This is a genomic window from Williamsia muralis NBRC 105860, from assembly GCF_001598915.1.
In the GTDB taxonomy this organism is placed as follows: Bacteria; Actinomycetota; Actinomycetes; order Mycobacteriales; family Mycobacteriaceae; genus Williamsia; species Williamsia muralis.
Genome location: NZ_BDAP01000002.1, coordinates 446,234 through 472,896, shown reverse-complemented (window position 1 = coordinate 472,896; position 26,663 = coordinate 446,234). Strand labels below are relative to the sequence as shown.

Sequence of the window (26,663 nt, the reverse complement as noted above, 5' to 3'; positions counted from 1 at the left end):
CGCCGAAACTAGATGAACGGGCGCTTCGGTGCGCCGCCGCTCCCGCTCAACGGGACGCGCTCGAAACCCCTGTCGTGGCGGCAAACGACACCCTGCCTCCGGAGATCGCCGGCCGTCCGTTCTTGACGAGTTCGAACGTGAGATCCGAGCCATCGCCCCACGCCCGTAACACCGGGGACTCACCGGGATGGAGTGCCGCTGCGAATCGGCCGTCGAGACTCACCAGGGCTGCCGGATGTGCGCCGGTCAGACGGGCGCATTCCAGCGCTCCGGCGGCCAGGGTGCACAGTCCGTGCATGATCGGCCGCGGCTGACCGATTCGCTCCGACGCGTCGGGGTCGATGTGGATGTGGTGCCGGTCGCCGGTGAGTCGATAGAGTGCCGCTTGGTTCTCACGCGTGTGCAACACGGATTCGAAGGCCGGATCACCCTGCGCATCAACCGGTCTCGCCGGTCCTCGCTCGCCCCCGAAACCTCCTGCGCCCGGTGCGAACAACGACCACGTCGCGATGAAGTACTCACTGCGGACCTCGACCTCGAAGACCGCTGCGGCGCCCTTGTCCCACACATTGCCGACCGACGCCGACAGTGTCACGTCGCCGCTGCGTGGCAAAGGTGCCATTACCGTCAGCTGTTGTGACCCATGCAGTGCCGTGCGGGTATCGAACGCACCCCGCGACCCGAGCTCGTCCGGGGCCCACTGCGCGAGGGTGAGGGCGAACGTCGGCAGCACCCTCAGCTGGTCCTCGAACACCAGGTCCAGCTCGGTTGCTTTCGCGCCCAAGGCCAACGCGTAGATGATCGCATCGCGTTCGTCGTAGGACACGGTGCGTGTACCGAGGTCGACGCCTCGCCACCGGCCCGCGTTCTCCCAGCTCTTCACTACGCCACCCCGAGGATGAGGCCGCTGGTCGGAACCGCGGTGCCTGCGGTGACGATGATGTTCTCGGCCGTGTCGGGCTGATTGGTCGACGTTCCCCGGATGAGACGCACAGCTTCGGCTATGCCGTTGACGCCGTGCAGGTACGCCTCTCCGATCTGTCCGCCGTGAGTGTTGGAGGGCAACAGTCCACCGACCTCCAGGTTGCCGTCGGCGATGAAGTCCTTCGCTTCGCCCCGGGCGCAGAACCCGAGCTCTTCGAGTTGAGGTAACACCAGAGGCGTGAAGTGGTCGTAGAGGATCGCAGCGTCGATGTCTTCGGGCCCCAGCCCACTCTGGGCGTAGAGCTGGCGGCCCACCAGACCCATCTCCGGAATGCCGGTGATGTCGGGACGGTAGTAGCTGGTCATCATGTGCTGGTCCCTGCCGCTGCCCTGTGCCGCGCCTTTGATGAGCGCCGGCTTGTTGTCGAGCGTCGCGGCCCGCTCGGCCGAGACGATGACGAGTGCCTGGCCCCCATCGGTTTCCTGACAGCAATCCAGCAGATGTAGGGGTTCGGCGATCCAGCGCGAGTTCTGATGGTCGTCGAGTGTGATCGGCCGGCGGTAGAACCACGCCTCGGGGTTGTTCGCCGCGTGCTTGCGGGCCACCACCGCAACCCTCCCGAAATCCTCGCTGGTGGCGCCATGTTCATGCATGTACCGCCGAGCGAACATCGCGACCCACTGCGCCGGCGTCGACAGTCCCTGAGGTGTCATCCACGCGTAGGCGGCGCGGTCTGCGGTGCTGTCCATCGGGCGATCGTGTTGGCCCAGCCCGTACCGGACGCCTGATCGCTCGTTGAAAGCGCGATAACAGACCACCACGTCCGCGACGCCGGTGGTCACGGCCATCGCGGCCTGCTGTACGGTCGCGCACGCCGCTCCTCCGCCATATCCGATGCGGGAGAAGAACTTCAACTCACCGAGCCCGCAGTTGCGGGCCACGAGCACCTCTCCGTTCGTCTCGGCGGTATACGTCGAGAGGCCGTCGACCTCGGATGGGTCGATGCCCGCGTCGGACAGAGCGGCCACGATCGCCTCACACGCGAGCTGCAGTTCGCTTCGGCCCGAGTCCTTGGAGAACTCGGTGGCCCCGATCCCGACGATGGCCGCCGACCCGGACAGTGGGCTGGACATCACCTGCCTCCTTTCATGACGGTGACCGTCACAGTGCCGGTGACATGCGCGCCGATACTGTTGACACCGCGGACGTGGAACGACACCACGCCGTTGTCGTTCGCGATCACCTTCCCGGTGAGGGTCATGGTGTCGCCGGGGTAGTTGGGCGCACCAAGCCGTATCGCGACCTTGCGCAGCGATGCACCGGGGCCCGCCCAGTCGGTGATGAACCGCCCGACCAGACCATTGGTCGTGAGGATGTTCATGAACACGTCTGGGGATCCACGCTCGACTGCCAGCGCCGGATCATGGTGAACATCTTGGTAGTCGCGGCTCGCGATGGCCGTCGCCACGATCATCGTGCGCGTGATCGGGACAACGAGTTCGGGCAGTTCGTGACCCACCGCCACATCGGTGTTCACGAGGCCACGCCCAGCGCAAGCTGCGCTCCGAGACGCGCGAGGTCGGCACTCGATCCACCCAGTGATGCGGCGATCTGTTTGCCCCACAGCAGATGCCGATGCACCGGGTAGTCGGTGTCGACCCCTATTCCGCCATGGACGTGCTGGGTTCGGTGCACCACACGTTGACCAGCGTCGGTTGCCCACCACTTGGCGACCAGCACGGCGGTACCCGGAGCAGCTCCGTTCGTCAGCATCCAGGCCGCCTGCCACAACGTGACACGCATGGCCTCGAGATCTATGTAGCAGTCCGCCAACTGGTGGCTCACCGCCTGGAACGTCGCCAGCGGACGACCGAACTGTTCTCGGCCGTTCAGATAGGTCACCGCCTGTTCGACGGCCCCGGCACCCACTCCGACTTGCAGTGCGGCCAGGGCGACCTCGACCCGATCGACGAGCCAGTTGACCGCATCGCCTCCCGCAAGCAGCTGTGCCGGCGCGGCGTCGAAGGTCATGTTGGCCGCGATCGCGCGGGTGGTCGTCTCGTTGTTCTGCACGTGCACCGCGGGATCGGCCGGATCGACCAGGAAGAGACCCGTTCCTGCCGGGGTCACGGCCGAGACCACAACGCCGGCGGCGACGTGCGCTGACGGCACAACCGCTTTGGTGCCGTGCAACGTCCACGACCCGGTCGCGTCCTCGCGGGCACTCATCGTCGGCTCGGTCGGATCGTGGGGTCCGAACTCCTCGATGCCGACGGTGAGGAAGAGTTCGCCGGCGGCGGCCGGGGCCACGAACATCCGTTTCTGCTCCGCAGTGCCGAATTGTGCGATGGCCGCAGCGGCGAGCACCGTTTCCCAGAGCGGAACCGGTGCCACGCATCGTCCCTGCTGTTCGAGCACCACGCAGAGTTCAGTGAAACCCATGGCGCCGCCACCGAATTCGTCGGGCAGGGCGATTCCCACCAGTCCTGCCTGTGCCAGCTCTCGCCAGAGGTCCCGGTCTATTCGCTCGTCGGAGGCCTCGACAGCCTTGACACGGTCGATGCCGGACCTCTGCGAGAAGATGTTCGCAGCCAGGTCACCGATCGCGGTTTGCTCTTCGTTGAAGGTGAAGTCCATCAGTTCTCCTCGGGTACAGACGGCCGGAAAGCGGGAAGCGTCAGGTCCGGATCGGCGTCGATCCACTCCAGCTCCACCGGCATGTTGATGGTCACTTCGTCCGGGGTCACTCCGACCATGTTGGCGATCAGCCGGGTACCCTCTTCCAGTTCGATCACCGCGACGATCAGCGGGTAGTCGAAGGCATCGATCTTCGGGTGGTGGTTGACCACGAAGCTGTACACAGTGCCCTTGCCGGACGCATCGGTGGTGTCCCACTCCAGCGACCGGCACTGCCCGCACATGGGCCCGGTCGGGTGACGCAGCGTGAGGCAGTTGGAACAACGCTGGATCACCAGTCGGTGCTCCTTGGCGGCTTCGAACCAGAAAGCGTTGTCCTGGTTGAGCGCCGGGCGAGGCCGTGGCGGTCGTGGTTTCTGCTTCTCCGCGGGCCGGAACCGCAATGTTCGCCACCGCTGTGTGGCGACAACCTCGCCGTCCTCGTCGCGGTAGGTCTTGAGCGTGGTCACGAAATGCCCTACGCCCAGACCGGTTTTCTTCTCCGGGGAGATCGATTCGATCACCTCGGTGACATTGATCCGGGTTCCGGGTCGGAGTTCGGCGAAGTACTCCTGCTCGGAATCTGTTGCCACCACGGAGGTGAAGCCCGCATCGGCGAGGACGCCGAGCAGCTGGGTGGCAGTATCCGAGGCCGCGCCTCCGGCAATCGTTGCCCCGTAACCCCGCATCGTCCATGCCTGAACCATGGTCGCAGGGGCGATGATTCCGGCACGTCCGGTGTCGCGAGCGGCCGCGTCATCGAGGTAGATCGGGTTGGTGTCTCCCATCGCCTCCACCCAATGACGGATCATGGGCACGTTCACCGGGTCCTGTGCCCACGTGGTCGGGATGAGTTCGCGCCCGACGAACTCGTCGAGCACTCGGGTTTCGATCATTTCGCCCGTCCGAGTTTCGCGGTCCCCAGGCCGATGGTCGCAACCATGTCGCGGAGCACCTCGTTCACGCCTCCGCCGAACGTGTTGACAACGCCTTGGCGGGAGATCTGCTCGATCTGTCCGGCCAGGATGGCACCCGGGTTGTCGGGGCGGATTCTTCCTGCCGCGCCGAGGATGCCCAGCAGCGTGCGGTACACGTCGACGTGGGTTTCGGTGCCGAAGACCTTTGCCGATCCAGCGTCTGCCCCGGAGAGGGTATCGGTGGCGACCGCGGCCGTCATCTTCCAGTTCATCAACCGCATCGCCACGAGCTTGGCGTGGGTGCGCGCGAATTCCTGCTGTACCCAGGGAATCTCGATGGCACCAGACTCCCGCGCCCAGTCGATCACCTGGGTCCACAGTCCCTCGGTGCGTCCACCGAGGGCCGCCAGTCCGATCCGCTCGTGGTTGAGCTGGGCGGTGATCAGACGCCAGCCGCCGTTGAGATCCCCCACCAGCGCATCCTCACCGACCCGGATTCCGCTGTAGTAGGTCGAGGTGACCATCAGTCCCCCGACCGTCGGGATCGGTGACCACGAGAAGCCGGGGTCGTCGGTGGGGATGATGAGGATCGAAATACCCTTGTGCTTAGGCGCTTCGGGGTCGGTCCGACAAGCCAGCCACACATAGTCGGCGGTGTTGGCACCGGAGGTGAAGATCTTGTTGCCATCCACCACCCACTCGTCGCCGTCGCGCACTGCCCGGGTCTTGAGGGACGCGAGGTCGGTGCCCGCGTCGGGTTCGGTGTATCCGATCGCGAAAACGATGTCTCCCGAGAGGATTCCGGGGAGGTACCTCGCCTTTTGCTCTTCGGTTCCGTACTTCTGCAGCGTCGGCCCCACGGTGTTGACCGTGACAAACGGGAACGGCAATCCCGCGCGCTGAACTTCGTCGAAGAAGACGAACTGATCCTCGATCGACCGGCCCTGGCCACCGAACTCCGTCGGCCAGCCGATGCCCAGCCAGCCGTCCCGTCCGAGCATCTTGACGATCTCCCGGAATCTCGGACCGCCCACACCCTGTTCTCCGGCAGCGCGGCGCTCGCCTTCGGGGAGCAGCGTGGAGAAGTAGGCGCGCAATTCCTTCCTGAGCTGCTGCTGCTCAGGCGATTCGGTCAGATCCATCGTGGTTCTCCTCGAGAATTTCAGGGGCACAAGGTCGAGTCGGGGCGTGGAGTCAGAGGAAGCGAGCGCGACCGTGGTCGCGGAAGTCCTGCTCGAGCGCTCGGCGATCGGCGTCGGTCATCAGCGTGTACCGGGGCGTTCCTCGACCCACCCAGTGGAACACCGGCTCCTCACACCGCCAGCCCTCGGACTGCAGTGCACGTTTGAGCACCTTGTTCGACCCGGTGACCGGGAGGTCGGTCGACACCCGGACGAACCGGGGTGCCGCCTTGGTTCCGAGATCTGCTTGCGCCGCGAGGTATTCGGCAAACTCATCGGGGTCGAAGTCGGCCAGGTCGGCCACTTCGACGGCTGCCATCACCTGGTCACCGGATCGGGGGTCCGGGACTGCGAACACACCGGTGGCGATCACTTTCGGATGGCGACGCAGGATGTGCTCGATCATCAGGGCAGAGGTGTTCTCCCCGTCCACCCGAATCCAGTCCCCTTTGCGGCCGGCGAAGTAAAGGAATCCGGCTTCGTCGACATATCCCAGGTCGCCAGTCCAGTACCAGCCGTGGCGGATTCGCTCGGCGACCGCCGATTCGTTCTTGTAGTAGCCCTCGAATCGCGCGGCACCTGCCTTGTCGATCATCTCCCCGATGGCAACATCGGGGTTGACGACATGGCCGTGCTCGTCCAGCACCGCGCGTGGACACTCCTGGAGTGTCTCCGGGTCGACGATCACAACGTTCTCGTTGGCCGGCCGACCCAGCGCTCCGGCGGGCGCATCGGGATCGAGCTTCACCGAGCCTGCGCCCTCGCTCGAGCCGTATGCCTCGTACAGCTTCGCCGCGAAACGGCGGACGAACTCGGCCTTGTCACCGGGGGACGCCTCCGTCCCGAACCCGTGGGTCAGCGTGTTCACATGGTCATCGGGCGATTCCTCGGTGGACATCAGGTAACCGAGCGCCTTGCCCACGTACGTGAAATACGTTGCCCCGTAATATCGAACGTCCGACATGAAGCCCGAGGCCGTGAACTTCGGCACCAGGGCCACCGTGGCACCCTGAGACAGGGCCGGTGCCCACAGACCCATCAACGCGTTGCCGTGGAACAGCGGCATGCAGCAATAGCAGACGTCGTCCCTGTCGATGTCGTACTTCGCGCAGTTCGAGTAGGCCAGCCGGGTGATCCGACCCTGGCTGCACCGCACGGCTTTTGACATGCCGGTGGTGCCCGAGGTGAACAGCAGCAGAAACAGCGTGGTGGCGTCGACATCCTCTGCCACGGAGGGTTCGGTGGCGTGCTCGGACACCGTGTTGATGTACGAGTCGGCGTCGACCATGACAAATCTGTCGTCGGTGAGGCCCAGGTCGAGGCCCGCGAGCTTCTCCCGTCCTTTGTGGTCTGTGACGATGAGCTGGCAGTCGACGTAGCGGACCTCGGCCTCGAGTTCTCGGCCTCGGCGGGTCGGGTTGATGCCGACGACGGTGGCCCCGGTCAACGCCGCTGCACCCAGCCAGAACACGAACTCGGGAGTGTTCTCCAGCAGGACCCCGATGTGGAAGGGACCGGGCCGTCGCAGCGACTGCGCCAGCGCGCCGCGCGCCGCGCTCTCCCGCACCACCTCATCCCAGGTCCAGTCCCGGGCGCGGGTACGCAGCCCGAGGTGCTGGTCGCCTACCCGCTCCATCAGCATCCGGGCGACGTCAGGGTGGTGGGTTGTCGCTGAGGATGCCGCCGAGCCGGCGTCGGTGGTGGTCGGGTTCAAGACATCAGTCCTCATCGTGGACGCAGCACACAGTGTGTGCCGCCGTAGATCGCCGTCATGCATTTGTTGTTGTGATTACACAGGCCCGGCGAGTGGGTGTCAGCGGAAATCCGGTTCACGAGGTCGGGCTCACGGAGCAGCGCCCTGGCGACGGCCACGAACTGGAAGCCCTCCCTCATCGCGAGGTCCATGGTTTCGCGGCCGGTGATCCCACCGAGCAGGACCAGGGGCATCTTCACGGCTTCGCGGATCTGCCGGGCGTCGTCGAGGAGATACGCGTCCTTGTACGGGTACTCCTTCAGGAAGTGTTTGCCCACCAGCTGGATTCCCAGTTTGGTCGGCTGTGGCATCACGGCGGCGAAGTCGCGCAGAGGCGCGTCACCCTTGAACAGATACATCGGGTTGAGCAGTGAACTGCCCGCGGTGAGTTCGAGCGCGTCCAGGGATCCGTCTTGCTCGAGCCACTGCGCAACCTGGATGGCTTCGTCGACCCAGAATCCACCGGGCACACCGTCGTCCATGTTCAGTTTGGCCAGGATCGCGATCCTGTCGCCGACGGCGTCGCGCACCGCACGAGCGACCTCACGGGCGAAACGCGCCCGGTTCTTCAGGGACCCGCCATAGTCGTCTTTGCGCTTGTTCACCCGTGGACTCAGGAATGAGCTGACCAGGTAGTTGTGACCGAAATGGAGCTCGACGGCGTCGAAACCGGTCTCGATGGCGCGGCGTGCGGCATCCGCGTGTGCATCCACGATCCGTGTGATGTCCGCCGTGGAGGCCGGTTTCGAGAAGTTCTGTGTGGTCATCCGGAAGGCGCGGGAAGGCCCTAGAGCAGGTGTACCAAGGTATTTCGAGCCTGCCACCGGGCCGGCGTGACCGATCTGAGCGGACACCGCCGCACCTTCGTCGTGGATGGCATCGGTGAGCTTGCGCAGACCTGGCATGGCCTCGTCGCGCCAGTAGATCTGGGCGGGCGAGGTCCGGCCCTCGTACGACACCGCGCAGTACGCAACGGTTGTCATCCCGACGCCACCTGCGGCCGGGCGGCGATGGAATTCGATCAATTCGTCGGTGACAAGCCCTTTGGGGGTCAGACCCTCAAAGGTGGCGGCCTTGATCACCCGGTTACGTAGGGAGATCGGCCCCAATTTTGCCGGTGCAAGCGGATCGGCGTGCACCGGGGGAAACCCGAGTTCTGTGGTCATGATGATATTCCTCCAGCTGCGAGACTGGGCCGAACCGTATCGCCGCCCACCGATACCGAACAGGCAAGTCTCGGTGAGTGGTAACGGTCACCATGAATACGTGGCGCCATGACATTTTGTGACCAGAATCCCAGTCCCGATGAGCAGCCCGAGCGTGGCGAGCACAGCAGTACTACCGAAAGGCCTCCGCATGACTGCGTCCACCGATCTCCAGCACCATCTTGATCAGGTGATGGCCCGCCTGGTCGGCCCGGGAGGGCCGTTCGAGCTGGTCGACGAAGAGGTCCTCGGTGCCAGCATGTCGGTGATGAAACACCGCAGGCGCGCCGTGGCCGAACTGCTCCCGTTGTCGGCGACATGGGGGACAAAGGATTACCTCGTCACCACCGACCGACGGATCTCCTACGCCGACCATCTGGCTGCAGTTGCCGCCCTGGCAGCTGGGTTCGCCGAGAGGTACGGGGTGGGTAAGGGCGACCGCGTCGCAATCCTGGCGGCGAACACCCCGGAGTGGGTCATGACCTTCTGGGCCACACAGGCGCTCGGGGCCATCACCGTTGGCCTCAACGGCTGGTGGGTGCCTCGCGAGGTCATCTACGGAGTCGAGCACAGCGGACCGAAGGTACTGGTGGTCGACGCCAAACGGGCTGCCGCCCTGCCGGAACTGCCGGACACCGTCACCGTCCTGACCATGGAAGACGACATCCCCGCGCTGATCGCGGAGTTCAGCGGCGCCGACCTCCCGACCGTCGACATCGACGAGGACGACCCATCGGTGATCCTCTACACCAGCGGCACCAGTGGACGCCCGAAGGGCGCTCTGCACTCACAGCGCAACCTCCTGGCGGTCGTGGACTACCAACGGTTCGCCGAAGCGTTCACGGCCGAGCTACGCGGACAGACTCCTGACCCGTCTGCGCCCAGTTCTGCACGCCACCTGCTGACCTCGCCGCTGTTCCACATCGCGAGTCTGCACAATCTCGTGGTCCCGCGCCTGGCGACCGGCGGCGCGGTCGTGATGAATCAGGGTGCCTTCGACGCCGACACCGTGCTCGGGCTCATCGAACGTGAACGGGTCACCAATTGGGGTGCCGTGCCCACCATGGCCACCCGGCTCCTCGAGCACGACAACGTCGAGAAGTACGACCTCTCGTCCCTGGCGTCGTTTGCATTGGCTTCGGCGCCGTCATCGGTGGCGTTCAAAGAACGCTTGCAGGAGAAGTTCCCCTTCGCCCGCGGCGCGCTGGTCGACAGCTACGGCCTCACCGAGTGCAGCACTGCCATCGCCGTCGCGACCCCAGCCGACATCGAAGCCTTCCCCGGCACACTCGGAAGGCCGATCATCACCGTCAGCATGGAGATCCGCGATGCGTCGGGAGACCCGGTGCCCGACGGGACCGAGGGAGAGGTCTGCGTGCGCAGCCCGTTCGTGATGCTCGGCTACTGGGAAGACGAGCAGGCCACAGCTGCCGCCATCGCCCCCGGGCGCTGGCTTCGCACAGGCGATTTCGGCTTGATCGACAACGGCAGGCTCCGGCTCACCGGCCGCCGGTCGGACCTGATCCTGCGCGGCGGCGAGAATGTCTACCCGACAGAGATCGAGCAGTGTCTCGACGAACATCCGGACGTGGCCGAGTGCGCGGTGGTCGGCGTACCGCATCCGGACCTCGGCCAGGAGGTGGCCGCAGTGGTGGTGACCCGCCCTGGATCCACCACCACCGAGGACGGATTACGCGCCTTCGCAGCCGAACGACTCTCGTACTACAAGGTCCCGACACAGTGGCGGATCACCGATCAGCCGTTGCCGCGCAACGCAACCGGGAAGATGATGCGTAGGCAGATCGCGTTGTGAGCTCTCCGGCGCCGGTGGTCAACCGCCGGCGCCGGACCTCGCGGGTCCAGCTGCACACAAGATGCCCCGCAGCGTCACATCCGGCCGGACGACCCCGACTCGCGTGCAACCAGGCTCTGTCAGAGGGCAGCGCCTAGTCGACAGCCGGCGCCCACTGCACGCCGTTGATGTGCGCACCGCCGTCGACGAACAGTGTGTTCCCCGTCAGGTACCGACTGGCGTCGCCGGCCAGGAACACCGCAACGGGTCCGATGTCCTCGAGCGGGTCACCGATGCGGCCCATCGGATTGGCTGAAGCCATCGCCGACGCCATCTGCGGATTCCCATCAGCCATGCGCCGATATGCCTCACTCTGGGCACCTGGGCAGATGACGTTGCAGCACACCTGTTTTGGCGCCCACTCGCGGGCGGCGGTGCGCGTCAGGGTGCGCAGTGCCTCTTTGGCTGCGTTGTACTGCACCGAATGCATGTGCGCGTTCACGCCGTTGAGGGAGCACAGATTGATGACCCGCCCGGTACCGTGCCGCTGCAATTCGGGCAGCGCAGCCTTCATCGCCCAGAATGCCGCCATCACGGCCATGTCGAAACCACCACGCATCTGGTCGTCGGTCATGTTCTCCAGCCGCGCGTAACCCGACCCTCGCCAAGCGTTGTTGACCAGGACGTCGAGCCTGGCGAAACGGCGCACAGCGGCGTCGACCATTCCGACGACCTGCGCCTTGTCTGTGACGTCGGTGGACACGAATTCCGCCTCCGCACCCCACTCGTCCCGCAACCACGCCGCGGTGGCTTCACCTGCCGTGCGGTCGATCTCGGCAACCATCACCGATGCACCCTCGCGTGCGAGCGCCCCGGCGACACCCTTGCCGATCCCCATACCGGCGCCGGTGACCACGGCCACCCGTCCGTTCAGTGTGGCCATGAAACACCCCTTCATCGGCCCGCACCTATCGAGGGCGCGGCACCGTCTTGTCGATGAACAGTGCCTCAACCGAGACACATACGGTGCCGTCGGCAGTGCGAATGTCGCCGACGGTATTGATCTTGATCCCCTCTTCGGCGACCATCCGGCCGCTCACGGTCAGCGGTTCGAACAGAGGCGTAGGACGGTGGTAGCGGACGTTGAGTTGTGCTGTGGCACCGCTACGGCCCGCCCAGGCATTCGCCACACCGAGGGTGTGGTCGAGAAGCATTGCTGCCACGCCGCCATGAAGGTGCCCGGGTGGTCCCTGGTATGGAAATGTCAGTGTCACTTCACCTTCTACCGAACCGTCCTCGCGGCCGGCCAGTGTCAGCGGCGGCGCAATCGCATTCTCTGGTCCGGTGACCGGGTCGTGGCGGGTGACGCCTTCGCCGTGCCACATGTCGATCAGCCGCTCGGCGATCTCCGGCGAGTGTTCTTCGAGGTGCTCGGCGATGTTGTCCAGCTCCTCGGCGACCCGTTGCAGATTGGCATTCGTCCGGTCCGTGCGCAACAGGGCGTCCACGATCCGACGCGCCGCAGCGGTGGCGCGGTCGACGGGCCTGTCCTGAGGCGCCGAGGTGAGCACGGTTCCGTCAGGCGCATTACCGACGGTGGGGTGAAGGGTCATCGGATCTCCATGTGGGCGTGGGTCAATACCGCCTGACCATCACGGTCCGGGCAGACAGCGTGCAGGATGAGCCGGTTGTCCTCGCGCCACACCGATGTCTCGATGGCCTCACCGGGATAGATCGAACCGGCGAACCGCGCCGAAAAAGTGTCTACGGCATCGGCATCACCGCCGAGGATGTCATCGACGACGGCCTTACAGACCACACCGTAGGATGCCAGGCCGTGCAGGATGGGCCGATCGAAACCGGCGTGCGCGGCGAAATCCGGATCCGCGTGCAGAGGGTTCATGTCGCCGCTGAGACGGTAGACAAGGGCTTGTCGGGCGGTGGTCGGCGATCTGAGTACCTTGTCCGGCGCACGGTCCGGGGCGACTGCGGACGTCTCGGGGCCCGCGGGGCCTCCGAATCCGCCCTCACCTCTGGCCCAGATCTGCATCTCGCTGGTCCACAACGGGTTCCCGTCCACGTCGGCGGCCGCCTGCTCCAAGACGATGACCGCCGCCTTGCCCTTGTCCCAGACATCCGCGACGCGGGAGGACAGTACCCCTGACCCAGAGGCGGGGATGGGGCCGTGCATCGTGAGCGACTGACCGCCGTGCAGGATCTTGCGGAGGTCGATGTCGATTCCAGGCAGGTTCATCCCGGGCGGTGCGATGTCCCCCGCCGAAACACCCTGTCCGGCAACCATGGCGAACGTAGGGAGCACGCTGATGTTCTTCTCGTACACCCAGCGCAATTCCGCCGGAGCGACGGGATCTGCGCCCGCACCGATCCCGAGGTGATACAGCAACACGTCCCGCTCGGTCCAGGACACCTCTCGAACGGAGGGCTCAGCGGCCAGTGCTGCGAGTCGATCGATAGCCACGGTCAGGACTCCTTTGTGGTGCGAACGGGTTGCCTCACTTGCCGGGCGCGGGGTCGCGAGGTAGGCCGAGGATCCGCTCACCGATGATGTTCAGCTGGACGTTGGTGGTACCACCGGCGATGGACAGACACTGCGAGTTCAGGAACTGCTGCGTGGGCGACCACCGGTCCTGTTCTCCGAGAAGCGCATCAGGCCCGGTCCACTCCATCGCCACCTCCCAAATCTGCTGGATGTGCTCGACGCCCAGCAGCTTGGCGATGGACGACTCGGCTCCGGGTTGTCCTCCGGCGAGCGAGCGCAGTGTGGTCCGGAGCGCCATCAAGCCGCCAGACTGTGCGTCGCACAGCACTTTTCCGAGAACGGTCAGTTGCTCGTCGTCGAGACCGCCGGGCACCGACGCGGCCAGGTTCAGCAGCGTTTCCCCACCCGATCCCAACGACGAGTCGTTCGACAGTGAGACCCGTTCGTTCGCCAGTGTGGTGCGCGCGAGCTTCCAGCCTTCGCCGGGCTCGCCGACGAGGCAGTCGTCGGGGACGAACACGTCGTCGAGGAACACCTCGTTGAACAGTGACTCGCCGGTGATCTCGCGCAGTGGCCTGATGTCGAGGCCAGGACTGTTCTGGATGTCGACCAGGAAGTACGACAAACCTTTGTGTTTCGCGGCGTCGCCGTCCGTGCGGGCCAGGCAGATGCCCCAGTGGGCGTCGCGCGCACCGGACGTCCACACCTTTTGTCCCTGCAGTCTCCAGCCGCCGTCGACCTTGGTGGCCTTGGTGCTCAGCCCGGCAAGGTCCGATCCGGCCCCTGGTTCGGAGAACAGCTGGCACCAGACGATGTCGCCCCGTAGAGACGGCGGCACGAAGCGCTGCAGTTGCTGGTCGTCTCCATGGGCGATCAGCGTCGGGACCACCCAGTTGCCGATGATCATGTCGTGCGGCTCCAGAGCCGCCGCGCGCATTTCCTCGGCGATGACCAATTGCGTCACCGCGTCGGCCCCCTTACCCCAGGGCTCGGCGAAATGCGGTGCGGTATAGCCTCTGTCAGCCAGGTAGTTTGCTCGCTTGCTCGTGTCCAGCGACGTGGCGCCGGCCAGCTCCGACCGGATGTCGGCACGGATCGCCTCGGCCTCCGCAGGCAAGTCGATGCCGAGCACACGACGGGCCCCATCGATCGTCAGGCTCGCCACCCGTCGTCGCCAGATGGCGGTGGATCCGAGCAGGATCCGGAGGGATTGGGCGCGCCGCATGTACAGGTGAGCGTCGTGCTCCCAGGTGTACCCGATGCCGCCGAGGATCTGGATGCAGTCCTTGGTGACGGTGAAGGCCGCCTCCGGGGCCACGGCCCCTGCGACAGCGGCGGCCAACGACGCCTCGGACCGTTCTGTCGACGGCGCCATCGCGCGGGCGGCGTCCCATGCGGTCACCCGGGCCTGTTCGGTGGAGGCGAGCATCCGCGCGGCCTTGTGCTTGACACCCTGGAACTGACCGATGGCCCGGCCGAATTGCTGTCGTACCCGGGCATATTCAGCCGCGGTGTTGGTGGCCCAGCCGGCCAGACCTGCGGCTTCCGCAGAGAACAGTGTCGACGCGAGGTCGAGGACCCGCTTCGGATCCAGATCGAGGACGTCTTCGGGGTCGAGTTCCACGTTCTCGGCTTCGATCTGCGCATTTCGTCGCACGAGATCGTGACTGGGCAGTTCTGTCACCGACACTTGGTCGCGGCGAACCACCACAAACGCACGGTCGCCGTTGTCGTCGACGGCCACCAAGAACAGGTCTGCAACCTGACCACCGAGAACGTGACCGGATCTTCCGGCCAGTGTCACGGTGTCGCCGTCACGGATCAGCCGCAGTGAGCCTGGTTGCAGCGCAACGGCAGCCAGCATGGAGCCATCGGCAAGAGGTGCCAGCTCGGCGGTTCGCCCGGCCTCGTGCAGGACAGCCGAGACGATGACGGTCGGCAAGAACGGCCCGGGCACCATCGATCGACCGAGCTCTTCGGTGACAATGGCCAGCTCCACGAATCCGGCTCCCGCGCCGCCGAATTCTTCCGGCAGGTGCAGTCCCAGCATGCCGAGCGCCGCCAGCGAGTTCCAAAAAACGGGTCGCGCTTCGGATTTGGCTTCGACGGCATCGCGTATCACCGCGGGCGTGGCGTGGCGTTCCGCCCACCCCCGCACCGAATCGCGCAGGTCGCGGTGGTCGTCGCTCAGTTCAATTCCCATATTGGTTCAAATTCCTGTCGTGCGCGGTGTCCGCCGGGCATCCGGCGAGTTGTCAGATGCGTTCGATGATGGTGGCGGTCGAGAGCGCTCCGCCGGCGCACATCGTGATCAGCGCGGTGGACTTGTTGCTGCGTTCGAGTTCATGCAGCGCGGTGGTGATCAACCGCGAACCGGTGGATCCGACCGGATGGCCCAGCGCGATGGCTCCGCCGTTCACGTTGACCTTGGCCATGTCGGCTTCGTGCACCTGCGCCCACGAGAGCACCACCGAGGCGAAGGCCTCGTTGATCTCGACGATGTCGATGTCACCCAACGACATTCCCGACTTCTCGAGTACGGCCCGGGTGGAGTCGACCGGTCCATCAAGGTGGTAGTACGGATCGGCGCCGACCATGGTGGACGCGACGATCCGGGCCCGTGGCCGCAGACCCGACCGTGCCGCCTTGTCCTCGCTCATCAGCATCACGGCTGCGGCGCCGTCGCTGACCTGAGACGAGTTACCCGCGGTGTGCATACCGTTCTCGATGACCGGCTTGAGAGCCGCAAGCCCTTCGGCGGTGGTCTCGCGCAGGCCACCATCGTGGGTGACCGTGGCGATCTCGCCGCTCGGGGTGCCTTGCTTGTCGACGACGGGCGCCTCGACCGGCACGATCTCCCGCTCGAATCGGCCGTCGGCCCAGGCGGCGGCTGCGCGCTGTTGCGAGAGGAGGCCGACTGCGTCGACATCCCCGCGTTTGATGCCACGTCGTTCGGCGATGCGCTCGGCCGAGGTGAACTGATCCCGCATGTCGATTGCCCAGTCATCGGGGTACGGGTTGCCCGTTTCGGGAGTGTTGGCCTGCCCGAGGAAGACCCGACTCATCACCTCGACGCCACAGGCGATCCCCGCGTCGATCTGGCCGGAGGCGATCAGTCCGGCGACGATGTGGACGGCCTGCTGCGAGGAGCTGCACGCGCAATCGATCGTGGTCGCGGCCGTGGTGTACGGCAGGCCGGCGTGCAGCCACGCCTGACGGGTGACGTTGTTGGACTGTTCCCCGGCCTGGGTGACGCAGCCGCCGACCAACTGGCCGATGTCGCCGGCGGGCAGGCCGGTCCGGTCGAGTACCGCCTGCTGAGCTGCGCCCAGCAAGACGGCCGGGTGCACCCCCGACAACGCTCCCCGGCGTCGGCCGATCGGCGTGCGGGCTGCTTCCACGATGACAACGTTGCTCATTCTGGCTCCTTCGACTGGCCTGAGCCGATCGAGCGGCGTCAGCTTTCTAGAATGTATTCTAGTTCTGACGATTCAGCAATGCGCACAATCACCTGCATTCGTGGAGAGCCCCCTACCGCGGCGCGCGGCGAGCAAGAATGTATTTCAGTACAAGTTCGTGGACAACCGCGTCAGCAGGAGGTCGCACGCGGTACGAATGTCCGACTCGGCATCCGGGATGGAGATGCGGCCGTTAAGGCACGACTGGATGACGCCCAGCCAGAGCTGCATCATCAACCGGACCGCGGTGGAATCGTCCTCGGACGGATTCTCGATGCCCGCGGCCTCGAGCAAGATCTGGTGGAACACGCGGTCCACCTTCCCCGCGTCCGGCACGGTGGCGGCGTTGGCCGTGCTGTTCGACTGGATCATCGCAGTGGAGAGCGCGGGGCGGCGAAGCAGCGCACGGGTCGCTCGGACCAGTACCTCGTAGATCGCATCCGGACCCTGACCCGCGGGTGGCCGCCTGTCGAGGTTGTCCCTGATCTGATCGATCTGCTCGACCATGACGGCGACGAACAGATGCGTCTTGGACGGAAAGTACCGGTAGAGCGTGCCGATCGCGACACCCGCACGCTTGGCCACCTCGTGCATCTGAACCCGCGCCAGCTCTTTCTCGGTCGCGAGTTCGGCCGCGGCCTCCAGCATCCGCACATGACGGGCCCGCTGATCGTCGGAACTGGGTTCCGCCGCGTCCCTCGCCTCGCCAATTCTCGGCAACGTCCATCTCCCGTCATGCGACACCAACATCATGTGGTGACTGACTCTCTCATCACCGTAGGAAATTGCGCACTTTTCCCGGTGAGTGGGACCTGCGGAGCAATGCCCCGCGTATTGGGATTGCGTGAAAACGAACGACAGACCCGATGGAGGCAATGACGATGCAGGACTGGACCATCCGATGCGACGTACTGGTCGTCGGTTCCGGCGGCGGCGCCCTGACCGGCGCATACACGGCGGCGGCACAGGGCCTCGACACGGTCGTCCTGGAGAAGACCAGCCTGTTCGGTGGCACATCTGCCTATTCGGGCGCCGCTGTGTGGCTGCCGGCAACGGCCGTGCAGGAACGGGCCGGGATCGGCGACACCCCCGAGAAGGCGCGCACCTATCTGCGCGCCGTGGTCGGAGACAACGACGTCGATCGCCAGGAGGCCTACCTGGCCACCGCTCCGACCCTCGTCGACTTCCTCGAGAGCGACCCGAACATCGAGTTCGAATGGCGGGCTTTTCCCGACTACTACCGCGCCCCGGGCAGGATGGACGCCGGCCGGGCGATCAATCCCCTCGATCTGCCCAGCGCCGAGATCGGCGACCTACGTGAACTGATCCGGCCCGAACCCGATGTCGATCGGGCCGGCCGATCACATCCCGACGAAACCCTGATCGGTGGACGTGCACTCATCGGCCGTTTGCTCCTGGCGTTGCGAGGGACCGGCCACGCCGATCTCCGTACCGGCACCGCGGCCCGCCGACTCATCGTCGACGATGGACGGGTCGTCGGGGTCGAGGCCGTCACCGCGACCGGCGAGACCTTCTCCATCCGCGCCGACCGCGGCGTCCTCCTCGCTGCCGGCGGCATCGAGAGCAATGCGGAATTGCGAGCGGCCAACGGCACACCCGGCCGCGCCGCATGGACGATGGGCCCCAACGGTGCCAACACGGGTGACCTCATCCGGGCGGCAGTGGATGCGGGCGCCGACACCGCCCTTCTCGACGAGGCGTGGTGGTGCCCGGGCGTCGAGATGCCGGACGGCTCCGGCGCTTTCATGGTCTGCGTCCGCGGCGGCATCTTGGTCGACGGATCGGGCGAACGGTACCTCAACGAGTCACTCCCCTACGACCAATTCGGTCGGGCCATGATCGCCCGGGGCGCCGACTCCGCCATCCCCTCGTATTTCGTCTTCGACTCCGCCGAAGGTGGCCCGGTGCTGCCGGCCATCTCGATCCCCCAGGCATCGGCCGCAGAACATCTCGACGCCGGCACCTGGGTGCAGGCGGACACGATCGAGGCGCTCGCAGACAAGATCGGCGTTCCCTCCGGCACACTGCGCCGCACGGTCGAGCAGTTCAACGGCTACGCCAAGGCCGGGGTCGACGAGCAGTTCCGACGCGGCGAAGACCCCTACGACACGTTCTTCTGCCGACCGAGCAAGGCTGCAGAAGCACCCAACGCGGCCTTGCGGCCGATCTCCACCGGACCCTTCTATGCGGCCCGGATCATCCTCAGCGACCTCGGCACCAAGGGAGGTGTGCGAACCGATGTCGACGGCCGCGCGCTACGTCAGGACGGCACTGCCATCGACGGTCTCTACGCGGCCGGTAACACGAGTGCTTCACTCAGCGGCCGGTTCTATCCGGGACCCGGAGTACCTCTCGGGACCGCGATGGCGTTCGCCTATCGGGCCGTCCAGCACATGCTCCGATAACCGATCCCACGCTGGCTTCAGACCAGATTGTCCTCGACGGGCAGCCCAAATGCGCCGCGGCCGTATAGTGCCAGCGCCCGCTCGGGTTCGTTGGCGACGTGGACGCTGCCCGCGTGGGCGTCCCGCCATGCACGCTCGATGGGGTTGCCGCGCGTCAGCGAATTGCCTCCGGCGGTCTTGAACAGCAGGTCGATCGCCTCGAGCGCCCGCTCGGTGGCGCGCACCTGATCGCGGCGGGCCCGCAGTCGCATCCACTTCGGCACATCCTCCCCGGCGCGTGCGAGGTCCCACATGTCGCGGACGTTGCGATCCATCTGCAGTGTCGCGGCGTCGATCTCGGATGCGGCGCGGGCCACCGACACCTGAGCGACGTGGTCTTCGGCGAATCGTCCGCCGCCGAGACTGAGCCGCACCCGCTCACGCATCACGTTCACGTAGGACTCGTGACACCCCGCGACCACACCCACGATCGGAGCCGCGATGGCGGAGGTGAAGATCGTGGCAAACGGCAGCCGGTACAGCGGACCTGAGTTGATCTTCTGGCCAGGGCCCCGCAGTTGGGCCGTCTCGTAGTTGCGGATCGTCCGATGTTCGGGCACAAAGGCTTTGGTCACCGTGATCTCGTTGCTCGCGGTGCCCCGCATTCCCACCACGTCCCAGACGTCCTGGATGGTGTAGTCGGCGCGTGGAACGAGCACGGTCATGAAGTCGACCGGCCGGCCCTCTGCCCCGAACTGCAGGGCACCGAGCAGCGCCCACGATGCATGGTCACATCCCGACGAGAACTTCCAGGTACCCGAGAGCTCGTATCCACCCTCCACCGGCAGCAATTGGCCCATCGGCGCGTAGGCCGACGACACGAGTGCGAGCCGGTTGTGGCCCCAGACGTCCTCCTGTGCGCGCTGGTCGAACAGGGCCAGGTGCCACGGGTGCACACCCAGTACCGACACGATCCAGCCCGTGGAACCACAGGCCCCCGAAATGGCGCGCACCACTTCGTAGAACTCGACCGGATCGATCTCCGATCCCCCATACCGCTTGGGCTGCAACATCCTCAGCACGCCGGTGTTCTGCAGATCCTCGATCACGTCGTCGGACACCCGACGTGTCTCGTCGACCACCCGCGCTTGGTCGGCGATGCCGGGCAGCAGGTCACGGACCGAGTGCAGCGTCTCGTTTGTCATCTTCGAACTCCATCGATGCAGCGCAGTGGTTTCGCGATGGTAGGCCGACGGGCCCGGGCACCGCATTGACCAGGTCTCGGTTAGTGAGACCTCCGCCGTGAATGTGGCCGTGGTCACCTAGCGTTCGGGTCACAACTGTTCTGCCGCAACTCCTCAAGGAAAGGACGGACGCATCGTGACCACCTCGCAGTCCGAAACAGGTGAGATCCGTGAGATCGACACGGGGGTCCCACCCACACGATTCGCCCGCGGCTGGCACTGCCTCGGCCTCTCCGAATCCTTCAAGGATGGTCAGCCCCATTCCGTCCAGGCATTTGGCACCAAACTCGTGGTATTCGCCGACAGCTCAGGGAAATTGGCCGTCCTCGACGGGTACTGCCGGCACATGGGTGGTGACCTGAGTCAGGGCACCATCAAGGGCGACGAGGTCGCGTGCCCGTTCCACGACTGGCGATGGGGCGCGGGCGGTCGGTGCAAGAAGATCCCGTACGCGCGCCGTGTGCCCCCGGTCGCGAAGACGCGCAGCTGGAAGGTGCTCGACCAGGACGGCATGCTGTTCGTCTGGAACGATCCCGAAGGCAAGCCACCGCCGGCAGATGTGACCATTCCCCGAATCGAGGGAGCGCTCAGCGATGAGTGGTCGGATTGGGTCTGGTACCAGGTCACCGTCGACACCAACTGCCGCGAGGTGGTCGACAACATCGTCGACATGGCCCACTTCTTCTACGTCCACTACTCGTTCCCCACCTACTTCAAGAACGTGTTCGAAGGGCATGTGGCCAGCCAGTTCATGCGTGGCGAGGCCCGTGAGGACATGCGTCCTCACGCCTCTGGACAACCGAAGATGCTCGGGAGTCGTTCGGATGCCACGTACTTCGGCCCGTCATTCATGATCGACGACCTCGTGTACCAGTACGAGGACCATGACGTCGAATCCATCCTGATCAACTGCCATTACCCGGTGAGTGCCAACCAGTTCGTGCTGCAGTACGGCATGATCGTCAAGAAATCCAAGCGGCTCGAAGGAGCCGCCGCAGACGAGATGGCCAAGAACTTCGGTGTGTTCATCGCCAAGGGCTTCGAGCAGGACATCGAGATCTGGAAGAACAAGACGCGCATCGAGAACCCGCTGCTGTGCGAGGAGGACGGTCCCGTCTACCAACTACGGCGCTGGTACGAGCAGTTCTATGTCGACGTCGCGGACGTGACACCGGAGATGACCGAACGCTTCGAGTTCGAACTCGACACCACCCGTCCGGTGGAGTCGTGGAAGAAGGAAGTGGAAGCCAACGTCGCCCGGAAGGCCATCGGTTCCGATGCAGCCATTGCACTGCACTGAGTGTGGGGCAGCGGTTCTCGTCCAGAAGAACAGCTGGGAACACACCTCGGTGCAGTGGAACGACGATGCCCGCGCGGCATGCCGAGAACTCGCCGGTGGTGCTGCCCGCCGCGTGGGGGCGCCGTTGGAGCGATGCCAGACGCTGACCGACGTGATCGAGAACGCCGCCCGCTCCGGTTCCATCCCGGTGGCCGATGACACGCCGGTTCGGCCTCTGGCGCAATCACATTGACAGTCCGTTCCACACTTTCGTCCGCATCATCCCGAAGGAGTACGTCCTTGATCGACAGGAACCACTACGGTCCGTGGGCGGTGATCGCCGGCGGATCCGAAGGCGTCGGCGCATCGTTCGCCGATCTTCTGAGCACTGCCGGCCTCAATCTGGTGCTGATAGCCCGAAAACCCGGGCCTCTCGATGAGACCGCAGAGAGGGCGCGAAACAATGGGGTCGAGGTCCGGACGTTGGCACTCGACCTTCTCTCACCGGACGCGTTCGAGCAGATCCGGCGGGCCACCGACGACATCGAGGTGGGCCTGCTGATCTTCAACGCCGGGGCCAACAGCTACGGGCACGAGTTCGTCACCGGCGACCTCGCCGGATTCCAGGGTGTCATCGACCTGAACATCACGTCTCAACTCACCCTGTCCCACCACTTCGGGGCGAAGATGAAAGAACGCGGGCGTGGCGGCATCATGTTGCTCGGCTCCCTCGCCGGCTACATTGGTTCAGAAGACCAGAGCATCTACGCCGCATCCAAGGCGTTCGGCCGCATCTTCGCCGAGAGTCTGTGGCTGGAGCTCGAGCCGTTCGGCGTTCACGTGGTCGAGTTGGTGCTCGGAGTGACACGCACCCCGGCGATGATCCGGGCCGGCCTGAATTTCGGTGTACCCGGCATGAACGTTGCCGAGCCGGAAGATGTTGCCCGCGAGGGGATCGAGCATCTCACCGACGGCCCGGTGTGGGTTGCCGGCGGCAACTACGAGGCCGCGCAGAAACGAAACGGCTTCCCCCGGGACAAACTCGTCAAGGGCGCGGCCGAGAGCATGCGCAAGCTGCTCGGACGCCGCTGATCCACAACTGACAAAGCCTCCCGTTTCGGTCACATCCTCCGGTTGCAACTGGAGGGGATGAACGAAGCGGGAGGCTTTGTCTTGGTCAGACTCGGGCAGGTGGTCAGATGTCGGCCGGTGGCGCGAAGGCGGCAAGGGGTTCGGAGCCCGACCAATCGTGGCCCCAGTAGCTGTCAGCGGTGATTTCCTCGGCGGTGTAATGGCTTTCGTCGACCAGCATGCCCTCGGTGCCGAACTCGAGGTCCCAGCCGCCGGGTGCGCGCACATAGAACGACACCATCTTGTCGTTCGTGTGGCGGCCCAGTGTCGAGGAGAGGCTGAACCCCAACTTGTTCACACGATCGAGGGCCTGCCCCACGGCGTCGAGAGTGTCGACCTCCACCATCAGGTGCACCATGCCGGGGTCCTGACTCGCCGGCGCCGGACACAGCGCGAGGCTGTGGTGACGCTGGTTGACGCCGAGGAACCGCACTCTCCGGGCCGGTGCGGGGGCATCGGGACCGCCGAGGCGGATGGCGCCTCGCGGGAGGAAGCCGAGCACCTCGGTGTAGAAGGCGTACGTCTCGTCGAATGCCGAGGTCGGGAGTACGGCGTGACCGAGTCCCTCCGTGCCGGTGACGAATCGGCCACCGTGTGGCGTGACCACCGGACTGTGGTCGAGCACCGGACCGAAGAAGATCTCCGTCCTGGTACCGGACGGGTCGTCGAACGCGATGACCTGTTCGGCATCGCGATACAGCGACTCTTCCTCAGACAACACGTCGACTGCGATGCCTGCCTTCTCGATCGCCTGGCGAACACGCTCGAGGGCGAACTGGTCACGCACCTCCCAGCCGATGGCCAGCGCCTTGTCCGACTCGCCGGGCAAGACGACGATGCGGGAACGACGCTCGTCGAGCCGCAGATACAGACCGTCGGCTTCTGGACCCGAACCCGTCGACATGCCCAATCCGTCGACAGTCAGTTCGCGCCACCGGTCGACGTCGCGGGTCTGGACCCGCAGATATCCAAGTGCTCGTATGTCGGTCATGGGTGAACCTTTCGTGTCAGATCTAGATCATCGAGCGATGCGGGCCTTGCGGCTCGCCGCCCATCTGGGTGAGCGCCGAAGCGTGGAAGATCGACCCCGGCACGTGAATTGCGTGCGCCAAGCCCGCGTGAGCGTCGCGCCAGAAACGCTGCATCGGGGTCTTCAGCTGTAGCGCACCGCCGCCCGACCGTGCAAAGACCTCGTCGACCGCCCGCACCACACGCCATGCGGCAGCGGTTTGAGTTCGCCTGCCGATGGCACGCAGCTCGAACGAGACCTTCTGGCCTCTTTCCGTCATGTCCCAGAATCGGTCGACCGTTTCGAGGACGGCTGCCCGTGATGCAGCGATCTCCGCTGCTGCCTCACCGATTGCGAACAGAACGTAGGGGTCTTCTTTGATCGCCGTCCCCGACACCGTGACCCGATCGCGCTGGGTGTTGATGTGACAAGCGAGGGCGCCTTCGGCGATGCCGATCAGCGACGACGTGATGCCGAGCGGAAAGATGCACGAGAACGGGAAGTTGTAGAGGGTCTGGGTGCGGCCGAACTCCTTGGCTGCGGTCCCGTCGAACACCTTGCCTGCGGCGAGAGTTCGATACGTGGGGATGAAGGCGTCTTTGACGATGAGGTCTTTGCTGCCGGTACCGCGCAACCCCACGACATTCCAGCTGTCCGGGTCGATGTCGTAGTCCGAGCGCGGTAGCAACACGTGCAGGTTCTGCGGTGGCATCAGCCGGTTGCCGTCTTTGTCTCCGACGGCGGCACCGATCATGATCCACCCGCAATGGTCGGTACCTGAGGAAAACGACCAGCGCCCGTTGAGGATGTAGCCGCCCTCTACAGGCTTCGCCACACCCATGGGGGCATAAGGGGATGCCATCCACATGTCGGGGTCCTCACCCCAGATCTCGTCCTGCGCCTTGCGATCGAAGAAGGCGAGTTCCCACGGGTGCACACCGACGATGCCGCTCACCCAGCCGGCCGCGCCATCGATGGCTCCGATACCCATTGCGGTCTCGGCGAACTCGCGAGGATGTGCCTCGAATCCGCCGTACTCCTTCGGCTGCAACATGCGGATGACCCCGGAGTCCCGCAATCGTTTTGCCGAGGTGTCCGACAGCCGCATGAGCTTGTCACCTTCCACGCCCTCGGCGCGGATCTCCTCGGCGAATTGCTGAATGTTGTCCAGAACCTGGCCCATGATGTTCTCGGCTTTCTATAGGTACCCGGCGAACGCCTAGGCAGAGGTTGTTTCCGCGAGACCGATCGCGATCTCGATCAGCTGGTCTTCTTGTCCCCCGACGAGCTTGCGGCGACCTGCCTCGATGAGGATCTCCGCGCCGGAGACCCCATAGCGTTCGCCCTGTTTGTCGGCGTGCTTGAGGAAACTCGAGTAGACGCCTGCGTATCCCATCGTCAGCGACATCCGGTCCAGGAGGCACTCGCCGTCCATGATCGGCCGTACGACGTCCTCGGCGGCGTCGAACATCTTGAGGGTGTCGATACCCGTTCGGATGCCGAGCTTCTCGGTCACCGCGGCGAATGCCTCCACCGGGGTGTTGCCCGCCCCGGCCCCGAACCGGCGGGTGGAACCGTCGATCTGCAGCGCACCGGCCTTCACCGCGAGGACGGAGTTCGCAACGCCCAGTCCGAGGTTCTCGTGGCCGTGGAAACCGACCTGAGCGTCGTCCCCCAGCTCTGATACCAGTGCAGACACTCGATCGCTGACGTCGTCGAGAACCAGTGCGCCGGCCGAATCCACCACGTACACACACTGACAACCCGCATCGGTCATGATCCGCGCCTGCTTCGCGAGCACCTCCGGAGGCTGACTGTGCGACATCATCAAGAACCCCACGGTCTCTAGCCCCAACTCACGCGCCAACCCGAAATGCTGCATCGACACATCGGCCTCGGTGCAATGCGTCGCGATACGACAAATCTGCGCACCGTTGTCCTGCGCCGCCCGAATATCGTCCTTGATCCCCAGACCAGGCAACATCAAGAACGCGATCTTCGCTGTCGTCGCCGTCTCGACCGCCGCGCGGATCAACTGCTGCTCAGGAGTCTTCGAGAACCCATAATTGAACGACGACCCACCCAGACCATCACCATGGGTCACCTCGATCACCGGAACACCCGCACCATCGAGGGCGGCGACGACCGCCTTGACGTGGTCGACAGTGAATTGGTGGCGCTTTGCGTGGGACCCGTCGCGCAACGACGAGTCGGTGATTCGGATGTCGAGATCAGGACTGTAGGGCATGAGTGTTCCTTAGGAAGAGCAGTTCGGGCGGTTCAGACGGCGCCGGCGAGCAGGTTCGAAGCGAAACTCTCGCCGACTTTGGTCGCGGCGGCTGTCATGATGTCGAGGTTGCCCGAGTATGGCGGCAGATAGTCGCCGGCGCCTTCCACCTCGAGGAAGATCTCGACCCGCGCCAGTCCACCGCTCGTCGTGCTGGGTTCGTCGAACTGTGGCTCGGCCCGCAGGCGGTAACCGGGTACGTACTGCTGCACCGAGCCCGCCATCTCGTAGATGGACGCTGCGATGGCATCGCGGTCGGCGTCGGCCGGAATCGAGCAGAATACGGTGTCCCGCATGAACATCGGTGGCTCGGCGGGGTTCAGGATGATGATCGCCTTGCCCCGCTTTGCCCCACCTATGGTCTCGATTCCGCGACTGGTGGTGATGGTGAACTCGTCGATGTTTCCTCGCGTTCCTGGCCCCGCAGACGGTGACGCGACACTCGCGACGATCTCGGCGTAGGCGACCTCGGCAACACGAGACACCGCGTGCACCATGGGGATCGTGGCCTGACCACCACAGGTGATGAGGTTGACGTTGGGCGCGTCGAGGTGCTCGCCCATGTTCACCGACGGGATCACCGCCGGACCGAGCGCGGCGGGTGTCAGATCGACGGCGGTGATACCGAGTTCGGCGTACCGGGGCGCGTTCGCACGGTGAACATAGGCCGAGGTCGCCTCGAAGACGAGGTCGGGCTTCTCATCCTGTGAGAGAAGCCAATCGACGCCCTCCGAACTGGTCACCATGCCGGCGTCAGCGGCGCGCCGAAGTCCTTCACTCTGGGGATCGACCCCGATCATCCACCGCGGCTCGATGATGTCCGAGCGCAGCAACTTGTACATCAGATCGGTGCCGATGTTGCCGGATCCGACGATGGCGGCCTTCGCCTTGGTCATGGGTT

The 26,663-nt window shown here is 65.2% G+C and carries 24 protein-coding genes; 5 read left to right on the top strand and 19 right to left on the bottom strand.

Annotated elements, in window-relative coordinates:
- Positions 1-46 precede the first annotated feature (46 nt).
- The 8 genes from WIMU1_RS09060 to WIMU1_RS09025 all read right to left on the bottom strand — a co-directional run bounded on the left by WIMU1_RS09060 (position 47) and on the right by WIMU1_RS09025 (position 8,618).
- Positions 47-883 carry a MaoC/PaaZ C-terminal domain-containing protein gene (locus WIMU1_RS09060; protein ID WP_062796579.1) on the bottom strand — a complete coding sequence of 279 codons (837 nt, stop codon included), beginning with the start codon at positions 881-883 and terminating at the stop codon, positions 47-49.
- Positions 883-2,058 carry a lipid-transfer protein gene (locus tag WIMU1_RS09055; protein WP_062796577.1) on the bottom strand — a complete coding sequence of 392 codons (1,176 nt, stop codon included), beginning with the start codon at positions 2,056-2,058 and terminating at the stop codon, positions 883-885. Before WIMU1_RS09055 ends, WIMU1_RS09060 begins: the two co-directional genes overlap by 1 nt.
- Positions 2,058-2,462, bottom strand: a complete 405-nt coding sequence (locus WIMU1_RS09050) for a MaoC/PaaZ C-terminal domain-containing protein (RefSeq protein ID WP_062796575.1) — start codon at positions 2,460-2,462, stop codon at positions 2,058-2,060. The genes WIMU1_RS09055 and WIMU1_RS09050 overlap by 1 nt, the downstream gene beginning before the upstream one ends.
- Positions 2,459-3,562 (bottom strand): acyl-CoA dehydrogenase family protein, encoded by a 1,104-nt coding sequence (locus tag WIMU1_RS09045; protein ID WP_062796573.1) that lies wholly within the window; start codon positions 3,560-3,562, stop codon positions 2,459-2,461. The genes WIMU1_RS09050 and WIMU1_RS09045 overlap by 4 nt, the downstream gene beginning before the upstream one ends.
- Positions 3,562-4,497 carry a bifunctional MaoC family dehydratase N-terminal/OB-fold nucleic acid binding domain-containing protein gene (locus WIMU1_RS09040; protein ID WP_062796571.1) on the bottom strand — a complete coding sequence of 312 codons (936 nt, stop codon included), beginning with the start codon at positions 4,495-4,497 and terminating at the stop codon, positions 3,562-3,564. The genes WIMU1_RS09045 and WIMU1_RS09040 overlap by 1 nt, the downstream gene beginning before the upstream one ends.
- Complete coding sequence (locus tag WIMU1_RS09035; protein ID WP_062796569.1) at positions 4,494-5,660, bottom strand: acyl-CoA dehydrogenase family protein; 1,167 nt, start codon at positions 5,658-5,660, stop codon at positions 4,494-4,496. The genes WIMU1_RS09040 and WIMU1_RS09035 overlap by 4 nt, the downstream gene beginning before the upstream one ends.
- 52 nt (positions 5,661-5,712) lie before the next feature.
- Positions 5,713-7,341, bottom strand: a complete 1,629-nt coding sequence (gene casI, locus WIMU1_RS09030) for a steroid-22-oyl-CoA synthetase (protein ID WP_062797514.1) — start codon at positions 7,339-7,341, stop codon at positions 5,713-5,715.
- An 83-nt stretch (positions 7,342-7,424) separates the two neighbouring features.
- Complete coding sequence (locus WIMU1_RS09025; protein ID WP_062796567.1) at positions 7,425-8,618, bottom strand: NADH:flavin oxidoreductase; 1,194 nt, start codon at positions 8,616-8,618, stop codon at positions 7,425-7,427.
- 190 nt (positions 8,619-8,808) lie between these two features.
- Here WIMU1_RS09025 and casG point away from each other — a divergent pair, with 190 nt between their 5' ends.
- Positions 8,809-10,470, top strand: a complete 1,662-nt coding sequence (casG, locus tag WIMU1_RS09020) for a steroid-24-oyl-CoA synthetase (protein ID WP_062796565.1) — start codon at positions 8,809-8,811, stop codon at positions 10,468-10,470.
- Between the two features lie 133 nt (positions 10,471-10,603).
- Here the strand turns inward: casG and WIMU1_RS09015 are convergent, their stop codons facing one another.
- The 6 genes from WIMU1_RS09015 to WIMU1_RS08990 all read right to left on the bottom strand — a co-directional run bounded on the left by WIMU1_RS09015 (position 10,604) and on the right by WIMU1_RS08990 (position 17,127).
- The gene (locus WIMU1_RS09015) at positions 10,604-11,392 is read right to left on the bottom strand and encodes an SDR family NAD(P)-dependent oxidoreductase (protein WP_062796563.1); all 789 of its coding nucleotides are present in this window, start codon (positions 11,390-11,392) and stop codon (positions 10,604-10,606) included.
- Between the two features lie 25 nt (positions 11,393-11,417).
- Entirely contained in the window at positions 11,418-12,062 is a 645-nt protein-coding gene (locus WIMU1_RS09010) for a PaaI family thioesterase (protein ID WP_062796561.1), read from the bottom strand.
- The gene (locus WIMU1_RS09005) at positions 12,059-12,928 is read right to left on the bottom strand and encodes a MaoC/PaaZ C-terminal domain-containing protein (protein WP_062797512.1); all 870 of its coding nucleotides are present in this window, start codon (positions 12,926-12,928) and stop codon (positions 12,059-12,061) included. The genes WIMU1_RS09010 and WIMU1_RS09005 overlap by 4 nt, the downstream gene beginning before the upstream one ends.
- A 34-nt stretch (positions 12,929-12,962) precedes the next feature.
- Positions 12,963-15,152, bottom strand: a complete 2,190-nt coding sequence (locus tag WIMU1_RS09000) for an acyl-CoA dehydrogenase family protein (protein WP_062796560.1) — start codon at positions 15,150-15,152, stop codon at positions 12,963-12,965.
- Positions 15,153-15,204: 52 nt separating this feature from the next.
- Complete coding sequence (locus WIMU1_RS08995; RefSeq protein WP_062796558.1) at positions 15,205-16,368, bottom strand: steroid 3-ketoacyl-CoA thiolase; 1,164 nt, start codon at positions 16,366-16,368, stop codon at positions 15,205-15,207.
- A 144-nt stretch (positions 16,369-16,512) separates the two neighbouring features.
- The gene (locus WIMU1_RS08990) at positions 16,513-17,127 is read right to left on the bottom strand and encodes a TetR/AcrR family transcriptional regulator (protein ID WP_030165775.1); all 615 of its coding nucleotides are present in this window, start codon (positions 17,125-17,127) and stop codon (positions 16,513-16,515) included.
- A gap of 161 nt (positions 17,128-17,288) precedes the next feature.
- On the opposite strand from WIMU1_RS08990, the gene WIMU1_RS08985 reads away from it, so the two are divergent.
- Positions 17,289-18,833, top strand: a complete 1,545-nt coding sequence (locus WIMU1_RS08985) for an FAD-dependent oxidoreductase (protein ID WP_062797510.1) — start codon at positions 17,289-17,291, stop codon at positions 18,831-18,833.
- 17 nt (positions 18,834-18,850) lie between these two features.
- Here WIMU1_RS08985 and hsaA read toward each other — a convergent pair whose 3' ends face one another.
- Positions 18,851-20,017: a 3-hydroxy-9,10-secoandrosta-1,3,5(10)-triene-9,17-dione monooxygenase oxygenase subunit gene (gene hsaA, locus WIMU1_RS08980; protein ID WP_062797508.1), complete on the bottom strand. Its 1,167-nt coding sequence runs from the start codon at positions 20,015-20,017 to the stop codon at positions 18,851-18,853.
- A 175-nt stretch (positions 20,018-20,192) separates the two neighbouring features.
- On the opposite strand from hsaA, the gene WIMU1_RS08975 reads away from it, so the two are divergent.
- The 3 genes from WIMU1_RS08975 to WIMU1_RS08965 are packed head-to-tail and all read left to right on the top strand — an operon-like array spanning position 20,193 to position 22,427.
- Positions 20,193-21,356: a 3-ketosteroid-9-alpha-monooxygenase, oxygenase component gene (locus WIMU1_RS08975; protein ID WP_062796556.1), complete on the top strand. Its 1,164-nt coding sequence runs from the start codon at positions 20,193-20,195 to the stop codon at positions 21,354-21,356.
- Entirely contained in the window at positions 21,334-21,588 is a 255-nt protein-coding gene (locus tag WIMU1_RS08970; protein ID WP_062796554.1) for a hypothetical protein, read from the top strand. The genes WIMU1_RS08975 and WIMU1_RS08970 overlap by 23 nt, the downstream gene beginning before the upstream one ends.
- 47 nt (positions 21,589-21,635) lie before the next feature.
- A complete protein-coding gene (locus tag WIMU1_RS08965; RefSeq protein ID WP_062796552.1) occupies positions 21,636-22,427 on the top strand; it encodes an SDR family NAD(P)-dependent oxidoreductase in 792 nt (263 codons plus the stop codon).
- Positions 22,428-22,530: 103 nt separating this feature from the next.
- Here WIMU1_RS08965 and bphC read toward each other — a convergent pair whose 3' ends face one another.
- Genes bphC through WIMU1_RS08945 form a run of 4 tightly spaced genes read right to left on the bottom strand, consistent with a single transcriptional unit; the run spans position 22,531 to position 26,658 of the window.
- Complete coding sequence (gene bphC / locus WIMU1_RS08960; protein ID WP_062796550.1) at positions 22,531-23,457, bottom strand: biphenyl-2,3-diol 1,2-dioxygenase; 927 nt, start codon at positions 23,455-23,457, stop codon at positions 22,531-22,533.
- 22 nt (positions 23,458-23,479) lie between these two features.
- Positions 23,480-24,658: an acyl-CoA dehydrogenase family protein gene (locus WIMU1_RS08955; protein WP_062796548.1), complete on the bottom strand. Its 1,179-nt coding sequence runs from the start codon at positions 24,656-24,658 to the stop codon at positions 23,480-23,482.
- 36 nt (positions 24,659-24,694) lie between these two features.
- Complete coding sequence (dmpG, locus tag WIMU1_RS08950; RefSeq protein WP_062796546.1) at positions 24,695-25,723, bottom strand: 4-hydroxy-2-oxovalerate aldolase; 1,029 nt, start codon at positions 25,721-25,723, stop codon at positions 24,695-24,697.
- A 32-nt stretch (positions 25,724-25,755) separates the two neighbouring features.
- Complete coding sequence (locus tag WIMU1_RS08945; RefSeq protein WP_023954449.1) at positions 25,756-26,658, bottom strand: acetaldehyde dehydrogenase (acetylating); 903 nt, start codon at positions 26,656-26,658, stop codon at positions 25,756-25,758.
- Positions 26,659-26,663 lie beyond the last annotated feature (5 nt).

What these genes read in the sequence shown, in the direction of transcription:
- WIMU1_RS09055 (WP_062796577.1), bottom strand. Translation starts at nt 2,058, where the DNA reads ATGTCCAGCCCACTGTCCGGGTCGGCGGCCATCGTCGGGATCGGGGCC.
- WIMU1_RS09045 (WP_062796573.1), bottom strand. Translation starts at nt 3,562, where the DNA reads ATGGACTTCACCTTCAACGAAGAGCAAACCGCGATCGGTGACCTGGCT.
- WIMU1_RS09040 (WP_062796571.1), bottom strand. Translation starts at nt 4,497, where the DNA reads ATGATCGAAACCCGAGTGCTCGACGAGTTCGTCGGGCGCGAACTCATC.
- WIMU1_RS09035 (WP_062796569.1), bottom strand. Translation starts at nt 5,660, where the DNA reads ATGGATCTGACCGAATCGCCTGAGCAGCAGCAGCTCAGGAAGGAATTG.
- casI (WP_062797514.1), bottom strand. Translation starts at nt 7,341, where the DNA reads ATGCTGATGGAGCGGGTAGGCGACCAGCACCTCGGGCTGCGTACCCGC.
- WIMU1_RS09025 (WP_062796567.1), bottom strand. Translation starts at nt 8,618, where the DNA reads ATGACCACAGAACTCGGGTTTCCCCCGGTGCACGCCGATCCGCTTGCA.
- casG (WP_062796565.1), top strand. Translation starts at nt 8,809, where the DNA reads ATGACTGCGTCCACCGATCTCCAGCACCATCTTGATCAGGTGATGGCC.
- WIMU1_RS09015 (WP_062796563.1), bottom strand. Translation starts at nt 11,392, where the DNA reads ATGGCCACACTGAACGGACGGGTGGCCGTGGTCACCGGCGCCGGTATG.
- WIMU1_RS09010 (WP_062796561.1), bottom strand. Translation starts at nt 12,062, where the DNA reads ATGACCCTTCACCCCACCGTCGGTAATGCGCCTGACGGAACCGTGCTC.
- WIMU1_RS09000 (WP_062796560.1), bottom strand. Translation starts at nt 15,152, where the DNA reads ATGGGAATTGAACTGAGCGACGACCACCGCGACCTGCGCGATTCGGTG.
- WIMU1_RS08995 (WP_062796558.1), bottom strand. Translation starts at nt 16,368, where the DNA reads ATGAGCAACGTTGTCATCGTGGAAGCAGCCCGCACGCCGATCGGCCGA.
- WIMU1_RS08985 (WP_062797510.1), top strand. Translation starts at nt 17,289, where the DNA reads ATGCAGGACTGGACCATCCGATGCGACGTACTGGTCGTCGGTTCCGGC.
- hsaA (WP_062797508.1), bottom strand. Translation starts at nt 20,017, where the DNA reads ATGACAAACGAGACGCTGCACTCGGTCCGTGACCTGCTGCCCGGCATC.
- WIMU1_RS08970 (WP_062796554.1), top strand. Translation starts at nt 21,334, where the DNA reads ATGCAGCCATTGCACTGCACTGAGTGTGGGGCAGCGGTTCTCGTCCAG.
- bphC (WP_062796550.1), bottom strand. Translation starts at nt 23,457, where the DNA reads ATGACCGACATACGAGCACTTGGATATCTGCGGGTCCAGACCCGCGAC.
- WIMU1_RS08955 (WP_062796548.1), bottom strand. Translation starts at nt 24,658, where the DNA reads ATGGGCCAGGTTCTGGACAACATTCAGCAATTCGCCGAGGAGATCCGC.
- dmpG (WP_062796546.1), bottom strand. Translation starts at nt 25,723, where the DNA reads ATGCCCTACAGTCCTGATCTCGACATCCGAATCACCGACTCGTCGTTG.
- WIMU1_RS08945 (WP_023954449.1), bottom strand. Translation starts at nt 26,658, where the DNA reads ATGACCAAGGCGAAGGCCGCCATCGTCGGATCCGGCAACATCGGCACC.